This window comes from Sphingobacterium sp. UBA6645, assembly GCF_002455685.1.
In the GTDB taxonomy this organism is placed as follows: Bacteria; Bacteroidota; Bacteroidia; order Sphingobacteriales; family Sphingobacteriaceae; genus Sphingobacterium; species Sphingobacterium hotanense.
Genome location: NZ_DKLH01000045.1, coordinates 370708 through 392433 on the forward strand (window position 1 = coordinate 370708; position 21726 = coordinate 392433).

Annotated in this window: 15 protein-coding genes; 9 read left to right on the forward strand and 6 right to left on the reverse strand. The window is 39.7% G+C overall.

Annotated features, from left to right (window positions below):
* Window positions 1-196 precede the first annotated feature (196 nt).
* From B2400_RS08905 to B2400_RS08915, 3 genes are read left to right on the forward strand one after another with little or no spacing between them, the layout of a single operon-like run.
* On the forward strand, window positions 197-1360 hold the full coding sequence (locus B2400_RS08905) for an amidohydrolase family protein (protein ID WP_149524681.1): 1164 nt from the start codon (window positions 197-199) through the stop codon (window positions 1358-1360).
* A gap of 32 nt (window positions 1361-1392) precedes the next feature.
* Window positions 1393-1674 (forward strand): acylphosphatase, encoded by a 282-nt coding sequence (locus B2400_RS08910; RefSeq protein WP_293932731.1) that lies wholly within the window; start codon window positions 1393-1395, stop codon window positions 1672-1674.
* Between the two features lies 1 nt (window position 1675).
* The gene (locus B2400_RS08915; RefSeq protein ID WP_293932733.1) at window positions 1676-3163 is read left to right on the forward strand and encodes a polysaccharide biosynthesis C-terminal domain-containing protein; all 1488 of its coding nucleotides are present in this window, start codon (window positions 1676-1678) and stop codon (window positions 3161-3163) included.
* 86 nt (window positions 3164-3249) lie between these two features.
* On the opposite strand, the gene dusB is transcribed toward B2400_RS08915, so the two are convergent.
* From dusB to trmD, 5 genes are all read right to left on the reverse strand, one after another.
* Complete coding sequence (gene dusB, locus B2400_RS08920) at window positions 3250-4245, reverse strand: tRNA dihydrouridine synthase DusB (protein ID WP_149524684.1); 996 nt, start codon at window positions 4243-4245, stop codon at window positions 3250-3252.
* A gap of 264 nt (window positions 4246-4509) precedes the next feature.
* Window positions 4510-5301, reverse strand: coding sequence for an indole-3-glycerol phosphate synthase TrpC (trpC, locus tag B2400_RS08925; RefSeq protein ID WP_293932736.1), 792 nt, complete (start codon window positions 5299-5301; stop codon window positions 4510-4512).
* 38 nt (window positions 5302-5339) lie between these two features.
* Window positions 5340-5912, reverse strand: coding sequence for an anthranilate synthase component II (locus B2400_RS08930; RefSeq protein WP_293932738.1), 573 nt, complete (start codon window positions 5910-5912; stop codon window positions 5340-5342).
* 1 nt (window position 5913) lies between these two features.
* Window positions 5914-7317: an anthranilate synthase component I family protein gene (locus B2400_RS08935; protein ID WP_293932740.1), complete on the reverse strand. Its 1404-nt coding sequence runs from the start codon at window positions 7315-7317 to the stop codon at window positions 5914-5916.
* Between the two features lie 248 nt (window positions 7318-7565).
* On the reverse strand, window positions 7566-8243 hold the full coding sequence (gene trmD / locus B2400_RS08940; RefSeq protein ID WP_286650328.1) for a tRNA (guanosine(37)-N1)-methyltransferase TrmD: 678 nt from the start codon (window positions 8241-8243) through the stop codon (window positions 7566-7568).
* A gap of 406 nt (window positions 8244-8649) precedes the next feature.
* Here trmD and B2400_RS08945 point away from each other — a divergent pair, with 406 nt between their 5' ends.
* The 6 genes from B2400_RS08945 to B2400_RS08970 all read left to right on the forward strand — a co-directional run bounded on the left by B2400_RS08945 (window position 8650) and on the right by B2400_RS08970 (window position 20464).
* Window positions 8650-11790: a SusC/RagA family TonB-linked outer membrane protein gene (locus B2400_RS08945; protein WP_286650329.1), complete on the forward strand. Its 3141-nt coding sequence runs from the start codon at window positions 8650-8652 to the stop codon at window positions 11788-11790.
* 12 nt (window positions 11791-11802) lie between these two features.
* Entirely contained in the window at window positions 11803-13383 is a 1581-nt protein-coding gene (locus B2400_RS08950) for a SusD/RagB family nutrient-binding outer membrane lipoprotein (protein WP_286650330.1), read from the forward strand.
* 10 nt (window positions 13384-13393) lie between these two features.
* Window positions 13394-14272: a DUF1735 domain-containing protein gene (locus B2400_RS08955; RefSeq protein ID WP_293932743.1), complete on the forward strand. Its 879-nt coding sequence runs from the start codon at window positions 13394-13396 to the stop codon at window positions 14270-14272.
* 63 nt (window positions 14273-14335) lie between these two features.
* Window positions 14336-15022, forward strand: coding sequence for a TonB family protein (locus B2400_RS08960; protein WP_286650332.1), 687 nt, complete (start codon window positions 14336-14338; stop codon window positions 15020-15022).
* Window positions 15023-15734: 712 nt separating this feature from the next.
* Window positions 15735-18935, forward strand: coding sequence for a SusC/RagA family TonB-linked outer membrane protein (locus B2400_RS08965; protein WP_293932744.1), 3201 nt, complete (start codon window positions 15735-15737; stop codon window positions 18933-18935).
* 20 nt (window positions 18936-18955) lie between these two features.
* The gene (locus tag B2400_RS08970) at window positions 18956-20464 is read left to right on the forward strand and encodes a RagB/SusD family nutrient uptake outer membrane protein (RefSeq protein ID WP_293932745.1); all 1509 of its coding nucleotides are present in this window, start codon (window positions 18956-18958) and stop codon (window positions 20462-20464) included.
* A gap of 87 nt (window positions 20465-20551) precedes the next feature.
* Here B2400_RS08970 and B2400_RS08975 read toward each other — a convergent pair whose 3' ends face one another.
* Window positions 20552-21613, reverse strand: coding sequence for an Mrp/NBP35 family ATP-binding protein (locus B2400_RS08975; RefSeq protein ID WP_260041324.1), 1062 nt, complete (start codon window positions 21611-21613; stop codon window positions 20552-20554).
* Window positions 21614-21726 lie beyond the last annotated feature (113 nt).

Consider the following 21726-nt stretch of genomic DNA (forward strand, 5'->3'; position numbering starts at 1 on the left):
GAACAACAAGGCACCCCTATTTGATGGTACAAAATTAACCTTTTATTACCTTTAAACAAAATCGATCCTTTACTGTAACAAATTTGTAATTATTGTTTTATTAGTTAACATTTGTTGAAATTTTTGTAAATTTACTGTTATATAACCCTCCGGGGGTGGATTACGCTAACTTTAACAAAACGGTTTTAAAAAATTTATGAAGTATTATGCTGCTGATATTGTATTTCCAGTAACTGGCCCTGCAATAAAAAAAGGGATCGTAGCAATGGACGACCATGGAACTATTAAAGGGATTTACAACCAAGGTGAAGTCGACGATTCAAAAGTAGAATTTCTGAAAGGAGCCCTAATTCCTGGCTTCGTAAATGCACACTGTCATCTTGAACTTTCGCATATGGAAGGCGTTGTCCCGCAACACACCGGATTACCACAGTTCTTAATGAAGGTAATGACCGAACGTGGGGCGAAAGATAAGGCCGTTGACGAGGCTATGAAAGCTGCTGATAAAGCGATGTATGAAAATGGAATACAAGCTGTGGGTGACCACGCGAACTCCTCACTATCCGCTAAAGTGAAAGAAAATAGTCCGATGCTGTATCATACTTTTGTCGAGGTGATGGCATTATCTAATGACGATGTAGAGGCGCGGATTGATCAAGCAAAAGAAATTGAATTCCATTTCGATTACAAAAGATCTTCTATTACGCCGCATGCACCGTACTCATGCTCAAAAACCTTATTCAAAACCTTTAAGAAAGCCGTTGGAGAAGATAATATCATCAGTATTCATAATCAAGAAAGTGATGAGGAAAACAAACTTTTTAGATATAATAAAGGCGAATTCCTAGACTTCTATGAGAAAATGAAACTTTCTGTGGATGGTTTCCGTGCGCAAGCTAGAAACTCGCTGCAGTCTTTCTTACCATATATTCCAACAAAGAATAAACTAATCTTAGTTCACAATACATACACTTCCATCAAAGATTTAGACTTCGTTGATCGCATGGGCAGAAAGGTATATTTCTGTTTGTGTCCAAAAGCAAATCTATACATCGAGAACAAGCTTCCTAAAGTGGAAAACTTCCTATTGGGAGGTCATGAAATCGTAATTGGTACGGATAGTTTGGCATCCAACACATCGTTAGATATATTGGATGAACTAAAAGTACTTCATGCGGAATATCCACATCTTGATTTTAATGAAACTATCAAATGGGCTACTATTAACGGTGCGAAAGCATTGAATATTGACCATGAATTAGGTTCCTTAGAGGAAGGTAAAAAACCGGGTCTTGTTCTGTTAGAAGGCATGGAAAGCTTTAAACTAGATCAGAAAATTAAAGTTAAACGAATCCGATAGCTTTTTCTAATTCTTCTTTTACCTTTGTAACCATGAAGCATTTGAATGTCTTGGTCAAAGGAAAAGTACAAGGGGTGTACTTTCGTGCCTCTACGAAAGCGGTTGCTGATCAGTTAGGCGTAAAGGGTTTTGTATTAAATAAGCCTGACGGAACCGTCTATTTGGAGGCCGAAGGAGATACCATCGCCTTAGATTTACTGCTAGACTTTTGTGACGAAGGCCCAGCCGGGGCGGAAGTTACCGGTGTAGAGGTTACTGAGACAACAGAACTGAAACATTTCAAGAACTTCGAAGTCATAAAAAAAATTAAGTAAGGTGTCGGTAGTAAAGAAATTTATAAGCGATACGGCGATATATGGTCTTACCACCATCTTATCCCGTATGCTTAGTTTTTTAATGACCCCACTGCTGACAAAGAAGTTCGCGACAGCAGTGTACGGCGTTTTTACCAATCTATATGCCTACGCTTCCATGATCAATGCGATCCTTGCATTCGGAATGGAAACCACCTTTTTCCGCTACCTGCAAAAGGTGGAAGGCGACAAGCAGAAAGTTTTTGATACCAGTTTCTTCGTTACGATAATAAGTAGCGCTTTGTTCGTGCTCACCGTTCTGACCTTTGCCAACCCGATTGGCTATTGGTTGGGCAACGGGGAGAATGTTGCCGAATATGTCACCTTCGTAAAATATTTTGCTGTTATTCTTGCCGCTGACGCGCTTGCCGTGGTGCCCTTTGCTAAACTGCGTGCAGAAGGTAGACCCATCAAATATGGCGTTATTAAGATCGCCAATATCCTGATCTACGTCTTTTTTATCTTGTTTTTCCTCTATTTCTTGCCTTATCTGACAGCGGAATATACCTTTTGGAAGGAGTTTGCTTCGGGTTGGTTTCGAGAAGGATGGCTAGGGAATGTGTTCATAGCAAACCTAATCGCATCCGTAGTTACCCTGGTGATGCTGATACCACAGATGATCAGTTTCAGATTCCGTGTGGATGGCGCGCTCATCAAGCAGATGTTAAGCTATACTTTTCCTATTCTGATTGCGAATATTTCCTTCATCATCAACGAGAATCTAGATAAGATGATGCTGCCCCGTCTTATTCCTGGCGAAAGGGGAGATAGCGAATTGGGTATCTATGGAGCCGTGGCTAAAATTGCTGTATTCTTGAATCTATTTGTAACGGCTTTTCGTTTGGGCGCAGAGCCCTTCTTTTTCAGCTATTCGAAAAACGAAAACGCAAGGAAAACCTATGCCATGATCATGGAATATTTTATTATTGCGATGTTGGTCGTAATGGTTGGTATCTGTGCTAATATTGACTGGTTAAAGCATTTCATTCCGAGCAAAGAAGGCGGTGAGCAAAACTACTGGTCGGGACTGTTTATTGTTCCCGTATTGCTCCTAAACTACGTTTTGTTGGGTATTTACATGAATTTATCCGTATGGTATAAGCTGTCTGATCAGACGAGATATGCGCTTTATATTTCGGGTATCGGCGCATTGGCGACCATTATATTGAACTTTGCCCTAATTCCAACCTACTCTTATGTGGGCGCTGCCATATCCACTACGATTACTTATTTACTGATGGTTACACTTTCCTATGTGTGGGGGCAAAAGAACTACAGTATACCTTATAATGTGAAGAAAATTGCAGGCTATATGCTTTTGGGGGTAGCCTTAGCGTTTGCAGCATTTCATCTGCACTTTTGGATCGGAAACCTCTTGTTTATCATATTCCTCAGCATAGTAGCTTACTTGGAAAAGAATATGCTGCTGAAAGTCTTGCGTAGGAGGTAACTGCAGAGAATCTACTTTTTGCTTGCTTAACTCGAACATTGCCAAAAGATTTCTTGGAAAAAGAATAGCAATAAAAAAGTCGCTTTTTAAGCGACTTCCTCAGCAAAATTATGCTTTATTTCTTCTAAGACTTCGATGATTTCATCGTACTTCATCAGCTCCACCAGTCTCATTCTGTATTCTTTAAAATTAGGAATGCCTTTGAAATAGTTGGCATAATGCCTTCTCATTTCGAAGATGCCCGTTTTGTCGCCTTTCCATTCGATCGACTTCGTCAAGTGCGTGCGGCAAACTTCAACGCGCTCGGCAACGGTAGGTCCATCCAGTCGCTCGCCTGTTTCGAAAAAGTGCTTCACCTCGCGGAAAATCCAAGGGTATCCAATGGATGCACGTCCGATCATAATACCATCCACCTCGTATTCCTGACGCCAAGCCGCTGCTTTATCGACTGAATCCACATCGCCATTCCCGAAAATAGGAATCTTGATGCGCGGATTGCGTTTCACATCGCGAATCATAGACCAGTCTGCCTGTCCTTTATACATCTGCGCGCGCGTTCTACCGTGGATAGATAAGGCTTTAATACCGATATCCTGAAGACGCTCTGCAACTTCATACACATTCTTTGTACTATCGTCCCAACCTAAGCGTGTTTTTACAGTAACGGGAAGATGTGTAGCCTCAACAACTGCTTTGGTCATCGCTACCATCTTATCAATATCTTGCAATAAACTAGCGCCAGCACCACGACAGGCTACGTTCTTTACCGGACATCCATAGTTGATATCGATTAAATCCGGATTGGCCGCCGAACAGATCTCTGCAGATTGACGCATATGCTCAATATCAGATCCGAAGATCTGAATCCCGATAGGGCGCTCATACTCGAAAATATCCAACTTCTGTCTCGATTTCGCTGCATCACGAATCAATCCCTCCGAAGAGATGAATTCCGTGTACATCATATCAACCCCATTTTGTTTACACACAAAGCGGAACGGTGGATCACTCACATCTTCCATCGGAGCTAGCAACAATGGAAACTCCCCTAAATCAATATGTTCACCAATCTTTACTGACATGCTTGTTGAAAATTTTTACAAAGGTAAGCAAAATTCTTATTTCCTTGCCAAACTGCCCTCGAGTGGCATAGATGGGAGATTCAGCTGACAATCACTTGCTTCAAAAACGATGTCGGTCCTGGACATGCTCGACACAGAACCCTTTCAAACCCAATACAGACCCAATACAAACCCCATACAAACCCCTTTCAAAAGCGCTTCGAAAGGGGGTTGCATTGGGTTTGAATAGTCTTTAGATAGGGTCTGTGTCCTAGCACATATAAACTAGTCTTTATTCACTTTGTCTGTAAATTCCAGAATAGCCAACATCGGGTTTTCTGTTTTCATAAAGTTTTCGCCGATCAGAAATGCCTGAAACCCTGCTTTCTTTAGCTCGTTGATGGTTTGAGGGTCTGAAATTCCACTTTCGGAAACTTTGATATATTGATTCGGGATCTTATTTACAAGATCATAGGAGTGATCCAGCGAAACGACAAAGTCTTTCAGATTGCGGTTATTGACGCCAATAGCGTCGATGGTATCAAATAGACTTTTGTTTAATTCTTCTTCATTATGTACTTCCAAGAGTACACTTAGACCGAGCGATTTTGCATAGCTGGACAGGCTTTGGATCTCCTCTTTGCTTAAACAGGCTGCTATCAATAGGATGATATCGGCGCCGTAAGCTTTTGCTTCGGTAATCTGGTATTCGTCGACGATAAACTCCTTGCGCAATAGGGGGATTTGTAGGACTTCGCGTGCTTCCGTCAAATCTTTTAGATCGCCTTGAAAGAAATCTTTGTCGGTTAATACGGAGATCGCAGAAGCTCCAGCTTCTTGGTAGCCTTTAACAACTTCCTGTACCGAGTCGCGCCCGTTTATCAATCCCTTCGATGGGGATGCGCGCTTGTATTCGGCAATAATTCCCGATCGCTCGGGATGTAAAATGGATTCGCGAAGATTGTAGCATTCTCTTTGAAATAGCGGATAGGATTTTAGCTCTTCGCTAGATACTTTCGCTTTTGCTTCAGCGACTTCCTCTCTTTTTCGCTCAACTATTTTATCTAATATCGTCATGATGTATTCTGCTGATGATTGTCTTGGATTATTCTATGTTAATCTTTTAACCAGTTTTCAATTAAGGTTTTGCCATTGTCGGTCAAGATTGATTCCGGGTGAAATTGCATTCCTCTAACATCGTATTCTTTATGCGATAATGCCATTATAACACCAGAGGGATCAACAGCTGTTATTTTTAATGATTCGGGTAAAGTTTTATCCTCTACAGCCCAGGAATGGTATCTTCCTATTTTTGAATCGGACGGGAAATTTTGAAATAATTTTTCCTCAGGGTCTGTGACGTGTATGCTTGTCGCAACACCATGTAAAGGCTTCGGCATATTGTACAGCGTGCCGCCGAAAACTTCGGCAATGGCCTGCTGCCCTAGGCAAATTCCAAGAATGCTTTTGCTGGGCGCGTAGGTGCGGATGACATCCATCAATAAACCGGCTTCCTCAGGGATGCCCGGCCCAGGCGATAATAATATTTTGTCGTATTGTTCGACGTCTGCAAGTTCAAACTTGTCGTTGCGAACGACCACGTAAGCTGTGTTTAATTCCTGTAGAAGGTGAACGAGATTATAGGTGAATGAATCGTAATTGTCGATTACTAAAACTGGCTTGCTCATGTTATATAGTTTCCGCTAATTCTAAGGCTCTGCGAAGGGCCGATATTTTGTTGTTTACTTCTTGTAGTTCTTTTTCGGGATCGGAGTCCAATACAATTCCCGCTCCGGCTTGGTAGTGCAGGTTATTCTGCTTGCTCAAAAACGAACGAATCATGATGGCATGGTTAAAATCGCCGTTAAATCCCATATAGCCAATTGCTCCAGAGTAGAAGGAGCGTTGGAATCCCTCATAGCGATCGATCAAGGTCAATGCCATATGTTTTGGCGCGCCCGATAGCGTGCCGGCAGGGAAAGTATCGCCTACGACGTCGAATGGATTTGCATTCGGATTTAACTTGCCGCTTACCTTGGACACCAAGTGGATCACATGGGAATAGTACTGCGCTTCTTTATATGATTTCACTTCCACTTGCGTGCAGTGACGACTGAGGTCATTTCTTGCCAAGTCGACCAACATCACATGTTCGGCAGATTCTTTCGGGTCGTTCTTCAACTCCTCCGCAATCTTCTCGTCCTGTTCCATGTTTCCCGTTCTTTTGAACGTTCCGGCGATAGGGTAGATGCTCGCGACATCTTTTTTGATGGTCAATTGCGCTTCCGGAGATGATCCGAATAGCTTAAAATCGCCGTAATCGAAATAGAACAGGTAAGGCGAGGGGTTGATGGAGCGCAGTGCGCGATATACGTTGAATTCATCACCAGAGAAAGGGGTTTTAAATCCGCGCGAGGGAACGATTTGGAATACATCGCCGCGCTGAATATGTTCTTTCATCTTCAAAACAAGGTTTTTGAAATCCTCGTCGCTCATGTTTGAAGTTTCTGCCCCTTTCTTTTGGAAGGTATATTCCGGAAAATTCTTGTTTTGAATAAGAAATTGAAGACGATCTAGTTCGCTGCTTTCGCTGTCTAATAGGTTTTCGAAGATATGTAACCGATTCCTGAAGTGGTCTATAGCGATAACAAATTTGTAGACATGGTATTGAAGAGTAGGGATATCTTTTTCAGGATGCGGGGGAGTAGTTAATTGGATGTCTTCGAAATAGTTGACGGCGTCGAAGGTGAAATAGCCGAAAATACCGTTTGAAATGACATTTACTTCAGGTGCGTTTTCCGATTGAAAGGATTTTCTGAAGTTGGAGACTTCCTCCCGCAGATTAAGTCCTTCAGCGTTCTTGCTGATTTTTTGTCCGTCGGGAAGCGAAATGTTCAGGGTTTTGCCTTCCAGGATGATACCCGCAATAGGCTGGCAACAAATATAACTGATGTTGTTGTCGCGGCTATGGTATTCTGAACTTTCCAGCAAGAGGCTATTCGGGAAAGTGTCACGAAGTCTTAAGTACATGCTCACAGGTGTTGTCGTATCTGCGAGGATGTTTTTATGATTCGTTTTAAAAGTATAGTTCATATGTTGTTTATAATATATTGTGTCAAAAATAAAAAAAGCCCGACGTACTCTACGTCGGGCTTACCATTCAGTGGTTTTGGTTGATTATGAAAATCTTATCGTAAAATATACCACCCTCCCGACTTATTTAGTCAGAAGCCACCAACGGTTAGTATATTGAAATGCTCTCATTATTAATACGCAAATTTAAAGGAAATTTTGAAATATCAAACTTTATTTAAAGAAAAAATAAAGAAAGTAAGTTTTTATTAATCATTTAGCAAATCTGGACGCCTTTCTTTTGTTCTTTGTAGCTGTTGTTCGTGGCGCCAAGCTGTGATTTTTGCTTCATGCCCACTCAATAGGATGTCTGGAACCTTATGGCCCCGCCACTCTACCGGGCGAGTATATATAGGAGCATCTAAGAGTCCATCTTGAAAAGAATCGGATAGGGCAGAGGTTTCATCGGAAAGCACTCCCGGAATTAATCGGATGATGGCATCTACAAGAATTGCGGCTGGCAACTCACCTCCCGATAGTACATAATCGCCAATGGAAATCTCCCGGGTAACATATATATCACGGATTCGTTGATCGATACCTTTATAATGTCCGCACAGGATGATGACGTTTTCTAATGTAGATAAGGAGTTTGCGATATCCTGATTTAAGGTAACACCGTCAGGAGTCATGTAGATAACATCGTCGTAGTTACGCTCAGATTGCAGTTTTTCGATACATGCTGCGAATGGCGCGATTTGCATAACCATTCCTGATCCACCACCATAAGGATAGTCGTCTACAGATTTTTGTTTGTTTTCACTGTAATCGCGAAGGTTGTGTACATGGATTTCTGCAATACCCTTTTTCTGTGCTCTTTGTAAGATAGAATGGGCAAACGGACTTTGTAATAAGTCTGGTAGAACAGTAATGATATCGAATCTCATAGCTGCAAAGGTAGGAAGAAAGGGTGAAAAATAGCGTGTTTCTATTCGGGTGAAAATGAAACTACGCAATTGTAAAATAATAGTTGCATAACAGTTATTTTACATAAAAATATATGGCTGATTTTAATTATTACTTTTATGATTTCTTCATATCAGTTGATATTTTCATTTAGAAAATCATAAAAACTAACTGTATCGATTGATAAGTTTTAAATGTTTAATACATGTTTTGTTAAAATATTGTGTAGATAAAATATTAGTAAGAATTACGAAATAAATTAAAAAATTACTTGAATTATTTGTAGTGACAACTTTGCCATCCTAAATTGCTGAGCGTTTTAACAAAACTTTAACATTTTGTTACTAATAGCAAACCAAAAAGCGATTAACTAAACAACAACAAAACATGAAACAAAAATTACTCAGTATTTTTTTGCTGTGTACTTTATTCGTAGGGGTATCGTATGCGCAAAATCGGCAAGTGAGGGGTAAAGTAACATCAGCAGCTGATGGCACACCTATCAGTGGAGCGTCTGTTTTAGTTCAAGGAACTAGCGCCGGAACGCAAACTGATGGCGAAGGAAATTACCAACTCTCCGTAGCAAATGGAGCAACGCTAGTTTTTAGCTACATCGGCTTCGAAAGCAAGACCGTTTCGGTTGGTTCACAATCTACAATTAACGTTTCTTTAGTAAGTAACGAGAACACTTTAGATGAAATTGTAGTGACTGGTGCTGGTTTAACAGCAACTAAACGTTCCTTAGGGGCAGCGCAGACCACAATTAAAGCAGAGGATCTCCAGAAAGCAAAACCGACAAACGTTGTAACTGGTTTAACCGGTAAAGTAGCCGGTTTAACAGTGCAAGGTGTTGGCTCAGGTGTTAACCCTAATTATCGCGTGATTTTACGAGGTATGCGCTCGTTGACAGGAAACAACCAAGCTTTAATTGTCATTGACAACGTGATTTCACCATCTTCAATGTTAGGAAACTTGAACCCTGATGATGTAGAGGATATTACGGTATTAAACGGTGCTTCCGCTGCTGCATTATATGGTTCTCAAGCATCAAATGGTGCCTTGGTTATTAAAACCAAAAGAGGAGCAGCTTCTCAAGGAATGGAAGTAACTATTGAAAACACCACTACGTTTGAGGATGTAGTGTTCTTGCCGGGCGTTCAAAAGCGTTTTGGTTCAGGATATGCTGCCCATATGCCTAGCTATGAGCCTTACGAAAATCAACAGTATGGTCCTGCATTTGATGGATCTGAAGTTGTAATTGGTGAGGCTTTGGAGGATGGTTCTATACAGAAAGGAAAATACGCTTGGACTGGTGATAAGGACAATTTTTGGGAAACTGGCGTTGCGAACATGACTAATCTTTCTGTTGCATCTAAACATGACAAGAGTTCATTCCGTTTCTCAGGACAATATTTAAAATCAACAGGCACAGTTCCTTTTGACAAATATAACAGAGCGTCGGCTCGTGTCAATGGTCAAAGAGAGCTTCATGAAATGTTGAATATCTCCTATACCGCTTATTATGCTCAAAATCGTTACGATCAAACATCTGTTAATGCAACGATCTACGACAATGTGCTACAATCTCCAGGACACATTCCATTGCTTTCTTATAAAGATTGGGAAAATAATCCTTTTGGTAATCCTAACGGTTATTACAATGCATATTATAACAACCCTTACTTCGTAGCAGCGAATAACCGTCAAAATATCAGAAATGATTATTTTATGGGGAATACGCAATTAGATTTCAAACCTTTAGAGTGGTTAGATTTCACTGGTCGTGTGGGTATGACAACTGCGAATCAGTCGTATAAATACCACACAGGTAGATTTATATTCACTCCTTATGCAGCTGGTTTACATTCTGGAACTTATAAAGCATCGAATATTCTAGGATCTGTAACGGATGCCTTTAACTATACTACAAACATCGTTTCTGATTTCATCGCACATGCAACACATACAAACGGTGATTTCAAATTGGATTATACAGCTTTATTTCAATATGTTCAAAATCAAAACTCAGGCATGTCAGCTTCAGTTAACGGTTTAGTGTTGAATGATCTTTACAATCTTGGAAATAGTGTTAACCCGGCAAGTGCAGGACAAGCTAATTATCTAGCGAGAGTGTTCGGTTTATCAGGTAAAGTAGATGTTGCGTATAAGAATTATTTATTCTTGAGTTTTACGGGAAGAAATGACTGGGTATCTATCTTAGATCCAAACAACCGTTCATTCTTCTATCCTGGTGTAACTGCTTCATTCGTACTAACTGATGCAATTGAAAGTTTACAAGACTTAAGTTATTTGAACTTTTTCAAATTACGTGGAAGCTGGTCTAAAGTTGGTCAGGTGAACGTTGGTAATTATACAAACTTTGGTGCATATAGTTTATTGCCGACTTTCAGTCAAGGGTCGGGGTATCCATACAATGGAGTTGGTGGTTTTACTTTAGAAAACCAAATCCCCCAACAAGGCCTAAAGCCGGAGATTACAAGATCATTTGAGGTGGGTTTCGAATCCTCATGGTTAGACAACAGAATCTCTGCTGAAGCAACTTACTTCAACAACAGAACTGTCGATAATACAGTTCCGACAAACGTTTCAATTACATCAGGGTATGACAAATACCTATTGAACGCTGGTATCACATCAGGGAAAGGTTTAGAAAGCCGTTTAACAGTAACTCCTATTCGTAATAACGATTGGAATTTAACGGTAGGTGGAAACTTTACGTATATCGATAACCGCGTAGAAGAATTGGCTGCAGGTTTAGATAAACTTGCTTTAGCTACATACGGAGGAACAACTGGTTCATACGCGATTGCTGGTGAAAAATTCCCGGTACTTATGGGATATGGTTACAACAGAGATCCTGAAGGAAGAATCATTGTCGATAAAATTACAGGTTACCCTACTGCTAGCGAGCAATTGATTAATCTGGGAGCAGCTCTACCTACGCATACATTAGGTTTGAACTTGTCATTGTCATGGAAAGACTTATCATTCTACACAAGTGCTGAATACCGTACTGGAAATTATATTTTCAATAACGGCGGTAGTTCATTCGACTTCTCTGGTGCAGGTATCAACACGGTTGCTTACGATCGCGAACGTTTCGTTATTCCTAACTCATCTTATTGGGATGAAGCGTCGAATTCTTACGTAGCGAACACAAACATTACTACTTATGATGGTGGTTCTAGTTATTGGACTATGGGGCCTCCAAGAACAGACATTGATGAAACATATGTAACTTCGGCTGCATTTTGGAAAATCAGAGAAATGTCCGTGACTTATAATGTTCCAAGAACATTTTTGGATAGACAGAAAGTTATTAAAGCTGCTCGCGTAAGTGCTCAAGGGAGAAACTTGTTCTTATGGACTCCATCAACTAACGTCTATACAGATCCTGAGTATTCAGATGGCAATGGCGCATCTAACGGAAATGCAATTGGTTTGACAGGCTTGTCACAAACGCCTCCTTCACGTTACTTGGGCTTCTCTGTAATGTTAACTTTTTAATTAAGAATGATCATGTTTAAAAAACTTTTAAAATATACACTAATTGGAGCTGTACTGACTACAGGCTTTAGTTCTTGTGAGAAAGCTTTGGATATAAATGATAACCCAAACAGTCCTACAGAATCAACTCCGCAATTGGTTTTGCCACAAGCAATTGTAGGCACCTCACGACTTGTTCCAACATTTAGCACTTATGGCGGTCGCATTATGTACTTTGCAAATGCTGGCGGTGTGAGTGGTTGGGGTAATGGATTTTTAGATTACAACTATTCTACAGGTGATAATGCTGCATTATGGACGAATACTTATAATGTCCTAATGGATATTGCCTATACGCTGAAGAATACGGAAGCTGACGAAAATTTGGCTGCATATCATCAAGCAGCTCAGGTTTTTTGGGTATATAATTTTATGAATTTGGTCGATACGTATAATGATATTCCTTATAGTGAGGCGTTCAAAGGCGTTGAAAATCTTTATCCAAAATACGATAAGGCACAGGATATCTACGCTGATTTAGCGGCTCGCTTAGACAAGTCGATTGCATACTTTAAAACAAATACTACATTATCGCAAGAGTTTACCAATGGAGATATTGTATTTAAAGGAAATGCAACAAATTGGGCTAGATTTGCAAACACCTTAAAGTTGAAGTTAGTAATTAAAGGCAAGGGTAAAGTAACTTTTGCTAGTGAAACAATTGATGCTGTAGGTTTAATTACCGATGACGTTCAAGTGCAACCCGGCTTTGCTAAATTGGATGGTAAGCAAAATCCAATGTGGAATACTTGGGCTTATGTTGCTAGTGGTACATCTGTTGGAACATGGGGAACTCAATTTATTCCTACGTACTTTGTAATCGGATTTTATGACGGATATAAAATTGACGATAACGAGCGTGCAAAAGTAACTTTCGCAAATGGTTTGTCGGTTCCTAAAAATCAATTAGGTTACCAAGACGATCCGCCGACTGGCGTATCGCCTTCTGCGTGGGTATTGCGTCCAACAACCGGATCCATTAGTGCATCCAATTATAGGGGTATTGGGATAATCAAAGGCCCAACTGCGGCTCAACCTATAGTGTTGTTAGCCGAGGCGAAGTTTCTAGCTGCTGAAGCTGCCGTTCGTGGAATCTTATCTGGTGATGCGAAGACGTTGTTTGAAGAAGGTATTGCTGCTTCGTATACATACTTAAACAAAAACGAAGTAGGAACATTTGCAGGTGCAATGTCAGCGGCGGACTATTTAGCACTTTATTTAGATGATAATTCAACATCTCCATTAGTCAACTTTTCGCTTGCGACTACCGACGCTCAGAAATTAGAGGCAATTATTACACAGAAATATATCGCTTTCAACTTCTTGTTCGGACATGAGGCTTGGAATGAATACAGAAGAACAGGGTATCCATCAATTAAAGGTGCGAATAACACTTCTAACTATTATGATACTTTCGTGTCGATTGGTTCGGTTTCAACGGCTCCGGATAAATTACCAACTAGATTATTGTATCCAAATACAGAATCCGCTTACAATGGTGACAACGTTCCAACAGTGAACAAATTCTCAAGTAAGATTTTCTGGGCAAAATAATTTAAAAAAAATGAAAAATATTATAAAAACTATATTAGCAGCAGCAATCCTGCTAAATACAACATCCTGTTTGAAAGATGATGAATTAATTGGTCCGGATGCACCCGGAGCAATTACCAACATCGTAGAGTTTGGAAATGTTTCTACTCCAATATCCGGTGTGACGAGTCCTCTTCCTGTTTATTCGCTGGCATATGACATTGTTCCATCAGCGACGTTAGACTTGCCAATTAAAGTGGTAGGTGCTGAAGCAGCAACGTCAGATACTAAGGTTGTAATCGAACTTAACAATGCTTTGGTAGGTCGTTATAATGACTATCTGAATGAAGATCCAGAGAATGAAATTGAATATGCGGTATTACCTAGCGAACGATACGCAGTGACTACAACGGAAGTCACCATTAAGAAAGGTGAACGCGTAGCTACGATTCCCGTTCAGTTTAAACCAAGCTTATTCACTTTTGATAAAGACTATGCAATAGGATTCACTATTAAGTCAGCAAGCAATGGAGAGGTTTCGGGTAACTTTGGAAATATTGTAATTAATGTTGCAGCCAAAAACCCTTACGATGGAACTTATAACTATAGAACATCCGCAAATACTTCGCTAGTTCCGAATGCGAATAAAACTGTGCAACTCGTTACTGTAGGACCAAACAGAGTGAAATTGAGTCCTGGATTACTTGGTACATATTCGAATGAGGTATACTATAATCTTGACCCTACTACAAATATGGTTACAGTAGAATGTCCTTCGCTAGGTGTTCAAACGCCACAAGATACACGTAGTAAGTGGGATCCAGCCACTAAAACCTTGAAAGTTTATTGGAAACAAGGAAACGGTGGACGTACGTTTGAAGAAACGTTTACATATATTGGTTCAAGATAATTGAGTATATTTAAGGGAGGATCGTTATTAAGTCCTCCCTTTTTAGCCTTAAAGAATTTGCCTATGAAATCGATTTTGAAAATGTTATGCTTGTTCGTATTGTGTCCAACATTACTTTTTGCGCAAGAAAAATCTGCTCTACCGAAAGGAGGAATTGAGAAATTCATCGAGGATATCCAAAGCGAAACGAAGATAAGCGACAAAAAGCTATTAACGGAATTTGATTTTGAATTTACAGTGAGTGATCTTGGGAAATTGGATACCTTTAGGTTTATTCGATCAAGCTCAGACGCTGAGCGCGATTTATTAGCAAAAACAATTGTAGACTTAGGAAATTGGGATCCTGCTATGAAAAATGGTCACAAGGTTTCGAGTGTTGTAAGATTCCCTTCTCATCTTGTGTCGGAAACGTATATTCAAAATAGATTATCAGGAGTTATGCCTGCAGAGCCTGAGATTGGATTAGAGGAATTTAGGGTACTTTTTCAAAAATCTTTTAAATACCCCGATGCTGCAATTAAAGCAGGAGTTTCTGGAACTTATACTCTAACATTTACTGTGAAAGAAGATGGTACTCTAACAAATATTAAGTTGCTCGATGATCCTGGATTTGAGATTTTAGAAAATGCTACACGAGCTCTTAAGCGTGCAGGAAGATGGAAACCTGCATCTTCAAAGGGAAAATATTTGAAAACGACATCAAGTTTTGATTTTACGCTATCATTGAAAGAATTTAGAAGACATATTTAGATAATTGTAGAGAAATTAAGAACAATTTGTTACATATTAGTTATGTAACGAACATTTTTACAAACTGACTCGTTCAGCTCGCAAAAATATGTTCTAAAGGGAGAATAAAATATTTTATTCTCCCTTTTTGTTTGGTTTAAACGGACGGGATTGAGTTCGTTAGTTTTTCAAAGACCTTAATTTAAGAAGCTAGAGAGTCAAATTATTAAAGTCAGGTAGTTCTGAGAAGAAAATTCTGACTTTTTGCTTCATTCGTTTCTTTAATTCTAAAATCAATTAATGATTTAGAACTTTTATTCTGTTATCATTGATTGTGTAAACTTATTCGATTCCCAATAGATAATATAAGAGGTCATGGCGCTAGTTGCATAAAACACCAATGTTACCACATCATTACGAATTTCTTAATTCTAGAATTCATAAAACTTTAAATCATTGATATTCAATCATCCTAAACCTCCAAATTTTAATTTTAGATAAAACTATACTTATTAATAACCGACATTTATTTATCAATAATTTATAAAATAACGCCATTTCCCCAATTACTTTTGTAAAAAGTTTAAAAAACAACCAATATTTTGAATTATTCACAAAAAATTGATTAACAAGGTATTTTGTTTGTCTTAAGGTTAATGAAAGTCTATATTTGCACCCTGTTTAACAATTTTTAACAGTTATTGCTCAGAATTCTTTAATTATTACAAACAAAATGAAACAAAAATTACTCAGTTTTATTTTTGTGATGACGTGCCTTATTGGGGTTGCGTTTGCACAAAATCGTCAAGTGAGTGGTCAAGTAACTGCGGCAGATGGGGGCGCTCCATTATCAGGAGTATCTGTCATTATCGTCGGTACGACTACTTCTACCCAAACAGACGACTCGGGAAACTATTCCCTTACAGTTGCTGACAATGCTACTCTAGCATTCTCTTATGTTGGGTATGTTTCTCAACGTATTTCAGTTGCTGGTAAGTCAGTAGTTAATGCTGCCTTAGTAAGCGAAGAAGCTACTTTAGAAGAAGTCGTTGTCGTAGGTTACGGTAGCACAACAAAAGAAGCTTTTACGGGTTCAGCGAAAAAAGTTGATGGTGCTAAACTACAACAAAAGAACGTTTCCAACATTTCACAAGCGATTGCTGGTGAGGTTGCTGGTTTACAAGTAGTGAATACTACTGGTCAGCCAGGTAGCTCTGCTACTATTCGTATCCGTGGTTTTGGTTCTGTAAATGGTAACCGTGATCCTTTGTATGTTGTTGATGGTGTTCCTTTCTCAGGAAACATTACATCAATCAACAATGCAGACATCGAAAACGTAACGGTATTGAAAGATGCTGCTGCGACCGCAATTTACGGTTCTCGTGGTGCGAATGGGGTTATCTTGATTACGACAAAAACAGGTCGCGGTCAACAATCATTCGTTGAAGCAGATGCTAACTTCGGTAGCAACATGTCATTACTTCCACGTTATGATGTAATCAAATCAGCAGAAGAATATATCGGATTAAGCTGGGAAGCGATGTACAACGAAGGTATCACTAGAGGACAAGACGGTGTAGCATTCGCTAATCAACGTTTATTCTCAGGTTCTGGTATCAACGCATTGAACAACATATGGAACGTATCTTCAGTTGCAGATTTAATCGATCCTACAACAAGAACAGTGAAATCAGGCGTTACTCGTAAGTACAACCCTGAAAACTGGGAAGACTATGCATTCCAAAGTGCAGCGAGAACTGATATCAACGTAAGATTTGGTGGTTCTAGCGAGAAGACAAACTACTTTACTTCCCTAGGTTATTTAGGCGATAAAGGTTACTCGATCAACTCTGATTTCGAGCGTTTAACAGGTCGTTTAAGCTTAGATCACAAAGTAAACAAATTCATCAATGTGGGTATGAACGCGAACTACTCTAAAGTAGAGCGTAATACTGGTGGTCAGTCTGAAGACTCAGGAAGTATTTTCTGGTTCGTAGACAACATTCCTTCCATCTACCCATTATTCCAAAGAGATGCTGACGGTAACACAATCGACGATCCTTACTACGGTGGAAGCGTATTCGATTATGGTACAGTTTCAAAACGTAAATTCGGTTCATTAACGAATGCGATTGCTGATGCTACTTATGACATCAAACGTCATAACCGTAACGAATTAAACGGTAGAGCATATGTTAACTTCAATATTATTGACGGATTAACATTCGAAAACTCTTTAGGTATTCAGTACTACAACAATATTTACAACGACAGAGCTAACAAATTCTACGGAAGTGCAGCAGGTCAAAACGGTTCATTGTACCAAAGACGTACAGAGTTGAACTACTATAACTTGTTAAACTTATTACGTTATAGAAAAGACTTCGGCGATCACTCTTTCGAGGCATTAGCTGCTCACGAGGCTGTAAAATGGGATTCAAATATCCTTGATAACTCAGGGTACAACCTAGTATCAAACGATATCTTAGACTTCAGCAACGTAGTTGTATCTAACCCAATCAAATCTTGGACTGAGGACTACTCATTAGAAAGTTACTTCGGTCAGATCAACTACGATTACAAAAACAAGTATTACTTGTCAGGTAGTTTAAGACGCGATGGATCTTCAAGATTTAAAAACGAGAAATGGGGTACTTTCGGTTCGGTAGGTGCAGGATGGATTGTGTCTAACGAAGACTTCATGAAAGATCAGAACATCTTCAAGTTCTTGAAATACAAAGTTTCATATGGTGTATTAGGTGATCAAGCAGGCGTAGGTTACTACCCAGGTTATATCACTTACAACGTAGAAAATGTAAACAACGAAGCTGCATTCACGTTCAACAACAAAGGTAATGAAGACCTTACTTGGGAGACTTCAAAAATGTTCCAAACAGGTGTTGAATTCGAAATCGGCAACTTCTTAACAGGTACAGTAGAATACTACATCAAAAATACAGATAACTTAATCTTTGACTACGGTATGGGACCATCAATCGGTTACCAAACTATCAAAGTAAATGATGGTCAATTGAGAAACCAAGGTATCGAGTTTGATTTAGTAGGTCATATCGTTAAGAATGAAAACTTCTATTTAGATTTAGGTATCAACGGTGAGGCGTTCAAAAACAAAATCACTAAAATGCCAATCGATCCTTCGACTCAATTACCAAAAGTTATTGATATCCAAGGAAGCTACGGATGGGCTGAAGGTCATTCAATCTATGATTTCTACATGAGAGACTTCGTAGGTGTGGATCCTGAGGATGGTCTAAGTATGTGGAAAGTGTACTACACTGACAACAACGGAGACGGTTCATTCAATGCTGGTGAGCAAATCGCATCAATGGCATTGTTCAACAACCCAGACAACAAAGAAATCAAAGAAGGAACAACAAAAACTTATTCGCAAGCAACACAATACTACGTTGGCAAATCAGCTATTCCAGCTATCAGAGGTGCTTTCAACCTAAGAGCAGGTTACAAAGGATTTGACTTAAGCGCGCAACTATTGTATAGCCTAGGTGGATATGCTTATGACGGTGCATACGCTATTTTGATGAATAACGATGCTATTGGTAGCAACAACTGGCATAACGACATCTTCAATAGATGGCAAAAACCAGGCGACGTTACTGACGTGCCTAGATTAAGCAATGATTGGGACGCGAATGTTAACTCAGTATCGACTAGATTCTTAACGAAATCAAACTACTTGATGTTAAATAACGTTCGTTTAGGATATAACTTCAAATCAGATTGGATTAAAACTTTTGGTGCTCAAGCATTATCAGTATGGGTATCTGCGGATAACTTAGCTATTGCTTCTGCAAGAAAAGGATTTAACCCTTCAACTCACCAAGCTGGTTCTTCTAGCATGTACAGATACTCACCTTTATCAACGGTAAGTGCTGGTTTAAGAGTTAAGTTTTAATTTTATAAGCGTTTAAGAAAATGAAAAAAACATTAAATATATTGTTGGCAGGCTCTTTAATTTTTGCTTCTTGTAGCAAAGATTTCTTAGACAGCGCCCCAACAGAGCAATTGTCTACCGACCAAATCGAAGAAGCCGGTAAGCAAGATCCTAACGTTTTGAATGGTTACATCACAGGTTTGTATGCGACAATGTACACTACATTTACAGCGCTTCCTGCAGATGAAGACCATGATGACTTCGGACAAAAAGGATACGATATCTATATGGATATGTTAGCGTCAGACATGGTATTAACCGGTCTGAACTACGGATGGTATTCAAACGTTGTTCGTTATATCGCGACAACTGACTACACACGTGCTGAGGCTTCAAAACCTTGGAACTACTATTACAAAATCATTATGTCTGCAAACTCGGCAATGGACGCTATCGGTGGCTCAGAAGTGGAGATCCCTGCAGATCAAAAAGATGCTCGTTTTGTAATGGGACAAGCAAAAGCTATGCGTGCGTATGCTTACTTCTACCTAGCAAATCTATATGCTCCTGAGTACGGTTCTGGTAATGATAAAATCTTACCTATCTATACGAACACAGATCAACCAAATCAACCTCTTTCTACAACGAAAGAAGTATATGATCTAATCATTTCAGATTTGGAAACTGCGGTAGAATACTTAAATGGATTCAACAGAACAGGTAAACACCAAATCAACAAATACGTTGCTGAAGGTTTGTTAGCTTACGCTTTGGGTGCTAGAGGTACGCAAGCAGACTGGCAAAAAGTAGCTACTTTAACTAATGATATCATTACTAATGGTGGCTTCCCTTTGACTACAAAAAGTCAATCAGCAGCTGTATTAGACGGACAAGGATTAGTTGTTAATGGCGACGGTGGTTTCAATAACATTGCTACACCAAGCTGGATGTGGGGTGTTGATTTAACATTAGCGAGCAACTTAGACTTAGTATCATGGTGGGGACAAGTAGATTACTGGAGCTATAGCTACGCTGCTGCTGGTGACCCTAAAGCAATTGATAAAGGTCTTTACGCTAAAATCCCTGCAAACGACGTTCGTAAAGGACAGTTTGATGCAGACGAGTTAATGCCAATCAACAAATTCTACACACCTGAGCGTGAAGCAATGGGTCAACGTCAAATCGTAACTGACTACTTGTACATGCGTGTTGATGAAATGGTATTGTTAAATGCAGAAGCAAATGCTAATATCGGAAACGAAGCTGCGGGAATCGCATCGTTGAAAAAATTATTAGACTTGCGTTTGGATAATACAAGCTACCTTTCAACATTGTCAGGTCAGCGCTTAAAAGACGAAATTTACTTACAAACTCGTATCGAGCTTTGGGGTGAAGGTAAATCTTACTTAGCATTGAAACGTAACAAAGCGACGGTTACAAGAGGTGAAAACCACTTATACTTCGCAGGTCAATCGTTCAAATACAATGCAGATCAATTGACATTCCCAATTCCACAAGTGGAAATTCAGAATAACCCTCAAATTAATTAAATTGAATTTTCTTAATAGAAAAGGCCTCGCGATTTGCGAGGCCTTTTTGTTTGAAAGTGTTTGTTTTCGATTTCTATATATCGTTCTCTAAACGGTTGCTGCCAGAATGCTTAATTCTTGGGCCACGCGTCCGGCAATACTTGCGAAGGACTTCGTTACAGGATCATCAGCATCTAGGGCCACCGGGAATCCATTATCACCAGCATCTGCAACGGCTTTTACCAAAGGAATCTCTCCGATAAACGGCACATTGTTTTGTTCAGCAAGACGTTTTCCACCATCTTTTCCGAAGATGTAATATTTGTTGTCGGGAAGTTCGGCAGGGGTAAAGTATGCCATGTTTTCGATAACACCCAAGATCGGTACTTGCACGCCTTCCATCTGATACATCGCCATACCCTTGATCGCGTCGGCAAGCGCGACTTGCTGTGGTGTCGTCACGATGACAGCACCAGAAATAGGGTATTGTTGAGCCACCGTAATATGTATATCACCCGTACCTGGAGGCATATCGACTACCAAATAGTCTAGCTCGCCCCAGTCGGTATCATTGAATAGTTGTTTGATTGCTGAGGTCGCCATCGGGCCGCGCCAAGGAATCGGTTGGTTCGGATCTGTAAAAAATCCGATTGACAGTAATTTCAACCCAAATTTTTCGATAGGTACGATCTTGGTCTGCCCATCGGCCGTCTGCGTAGATTCTGGTCTTGCTCCATCTAGTCCAAACATGATAGGCACCGAAGGGCCATAGATATCAGCATCCAATAATCCCGTCTTTGCACCTGTCTGCGACAGTGCCAATGCTAGATTGGCTGCAACGGTTGATTTTCCGACGCCCCCTTTTCCAGAGGATACTAATACGATGTTTTTGATGTTCTTTAACTGAGCGTTTTCCACAGGACGGACACGAGCGGTCATGTTGATTTCTACTTCTACATCCTTAGACACGAAAAAAGCAATAGCATTGCGGCAAGCATGTTCTATATGGCCTTTTAGCGGGCAGGCAGGAGTGGTAAGTACAACGTCGAATTTTATCTTATTAGGTAGAATTTCGATGTTTTCAATCATGTTTAGAGTGACTAAATCTTTCTTCAGATCAGGCTCTTCCACATTACTCAAAGCATCTAAGATTTGTTGTTTTGTAATCATGGTTTCACAATATTCATACAAACTTAAGGAAAGAAGGACAATATCATGTCATAAAGATGTTTTTAATGAATTTTATCTATTTTTATCAAATTAATAATGAAGTAACGGTCTAT

Excerpts from the sequence above, each read along its gene's own strand:
- B2400_RS08905 (WP_149524681.1), top strand. The coding sequence starts at position 197 with ATGAAGTATTATGCTGCTGATATTGTATTTCCAGTAACTGGCCCTGCA.
- B2400_RS08910 (WP_293932731.1), top strand. The coding sequence starts at position 1,393 with ATGAAGCATTTGAATGTCTTGGTCAAAGGAAAAGTACAAGGGGTGTAC.
- dusB (WP_149524684.1), bottom strand. The coding sequence starts at position 4,245 with ATGTCAGTAAAGATTGGTGAACATATTGATTTAGGGGAGTTTCCATTG.
- trpC (WP_293932736.1), bottom strand. The coding sequence starts at position 5,301 with ATGACGATATTAGATAAAATAGTTGAGCGAAAAAGAGAGGAAGTCGCT.
- B2400_RS08930 (WP_293932738.1), bottom strand. The coding sequence starts at position 5,912 with ATGAGCAAGCCAGTTTTAGTAATCGACAATTACGATTCATTCACCTAT.
- B2400_RS08935 (WP_293932740.1), bottom strand. The coding sequence starts at position 7,317 with ATGAACTATACTTTTAAAACGAATCATAAAAACATCCTCGCAGATACG.
- trmD (WP_286650328.1), bottom strand. The coding sequence starts at position 8,243 with ATGAGATTCGATATCATTACTGTTCTACCAGACTTATTACAAAGTCCG.
- B2400_RS08945 (WP_286650329.1), top strand. The coding sequence starts at position 8,650 with ATGAAACAAAAATTACTCAGTATTTTTTTGCTGTGTACTTTATTCGTA.
- B2400_RS08950 (WP_286650330.1), top strand. The coding sequence starts at position 11,803 with ATGTTTAAAAAACTTTTAAAATATACACTAATTGGAGCTGTACTGACT.
- B2400_RS08955 (WP_293932743.1), top strand. The coding sequence starts at position 13,394 with ATGAAAAATATTATAAAAACTATATTAGCAGCAGCAATCCTGCTAAAT.
- B2400_RS08960 (WP_286650332.1), top strand. The coding sequence starts at position 14,336 with ATGAAATCGATTTTGAAAATGTTATGCTTGTTCGTATTGTGTCCAACA.
- B2400_RS08965 (WP_293932744.1), top strand. The coding sequence starts at position 15,735 with ATGAAACAAAAATTACTCAGTTTTATTTTTGTGATGACGTGCCTTATT.
- B2400_RS08970 (WP_293932745.1), top strand. The coding sequence starts at position 18,956 with ATGAAAAAAACATTAAATATATTGTTGGCAGGCTCTTTAATTTTTGCT.
- B2400_RS08975 (WP_260041324.1), bottom strand. The coding sequence starts at position 21,613 with ATGATTACAAAACAACAAATCTTAGATGCTTTGAGTAATGTGGAAGAG.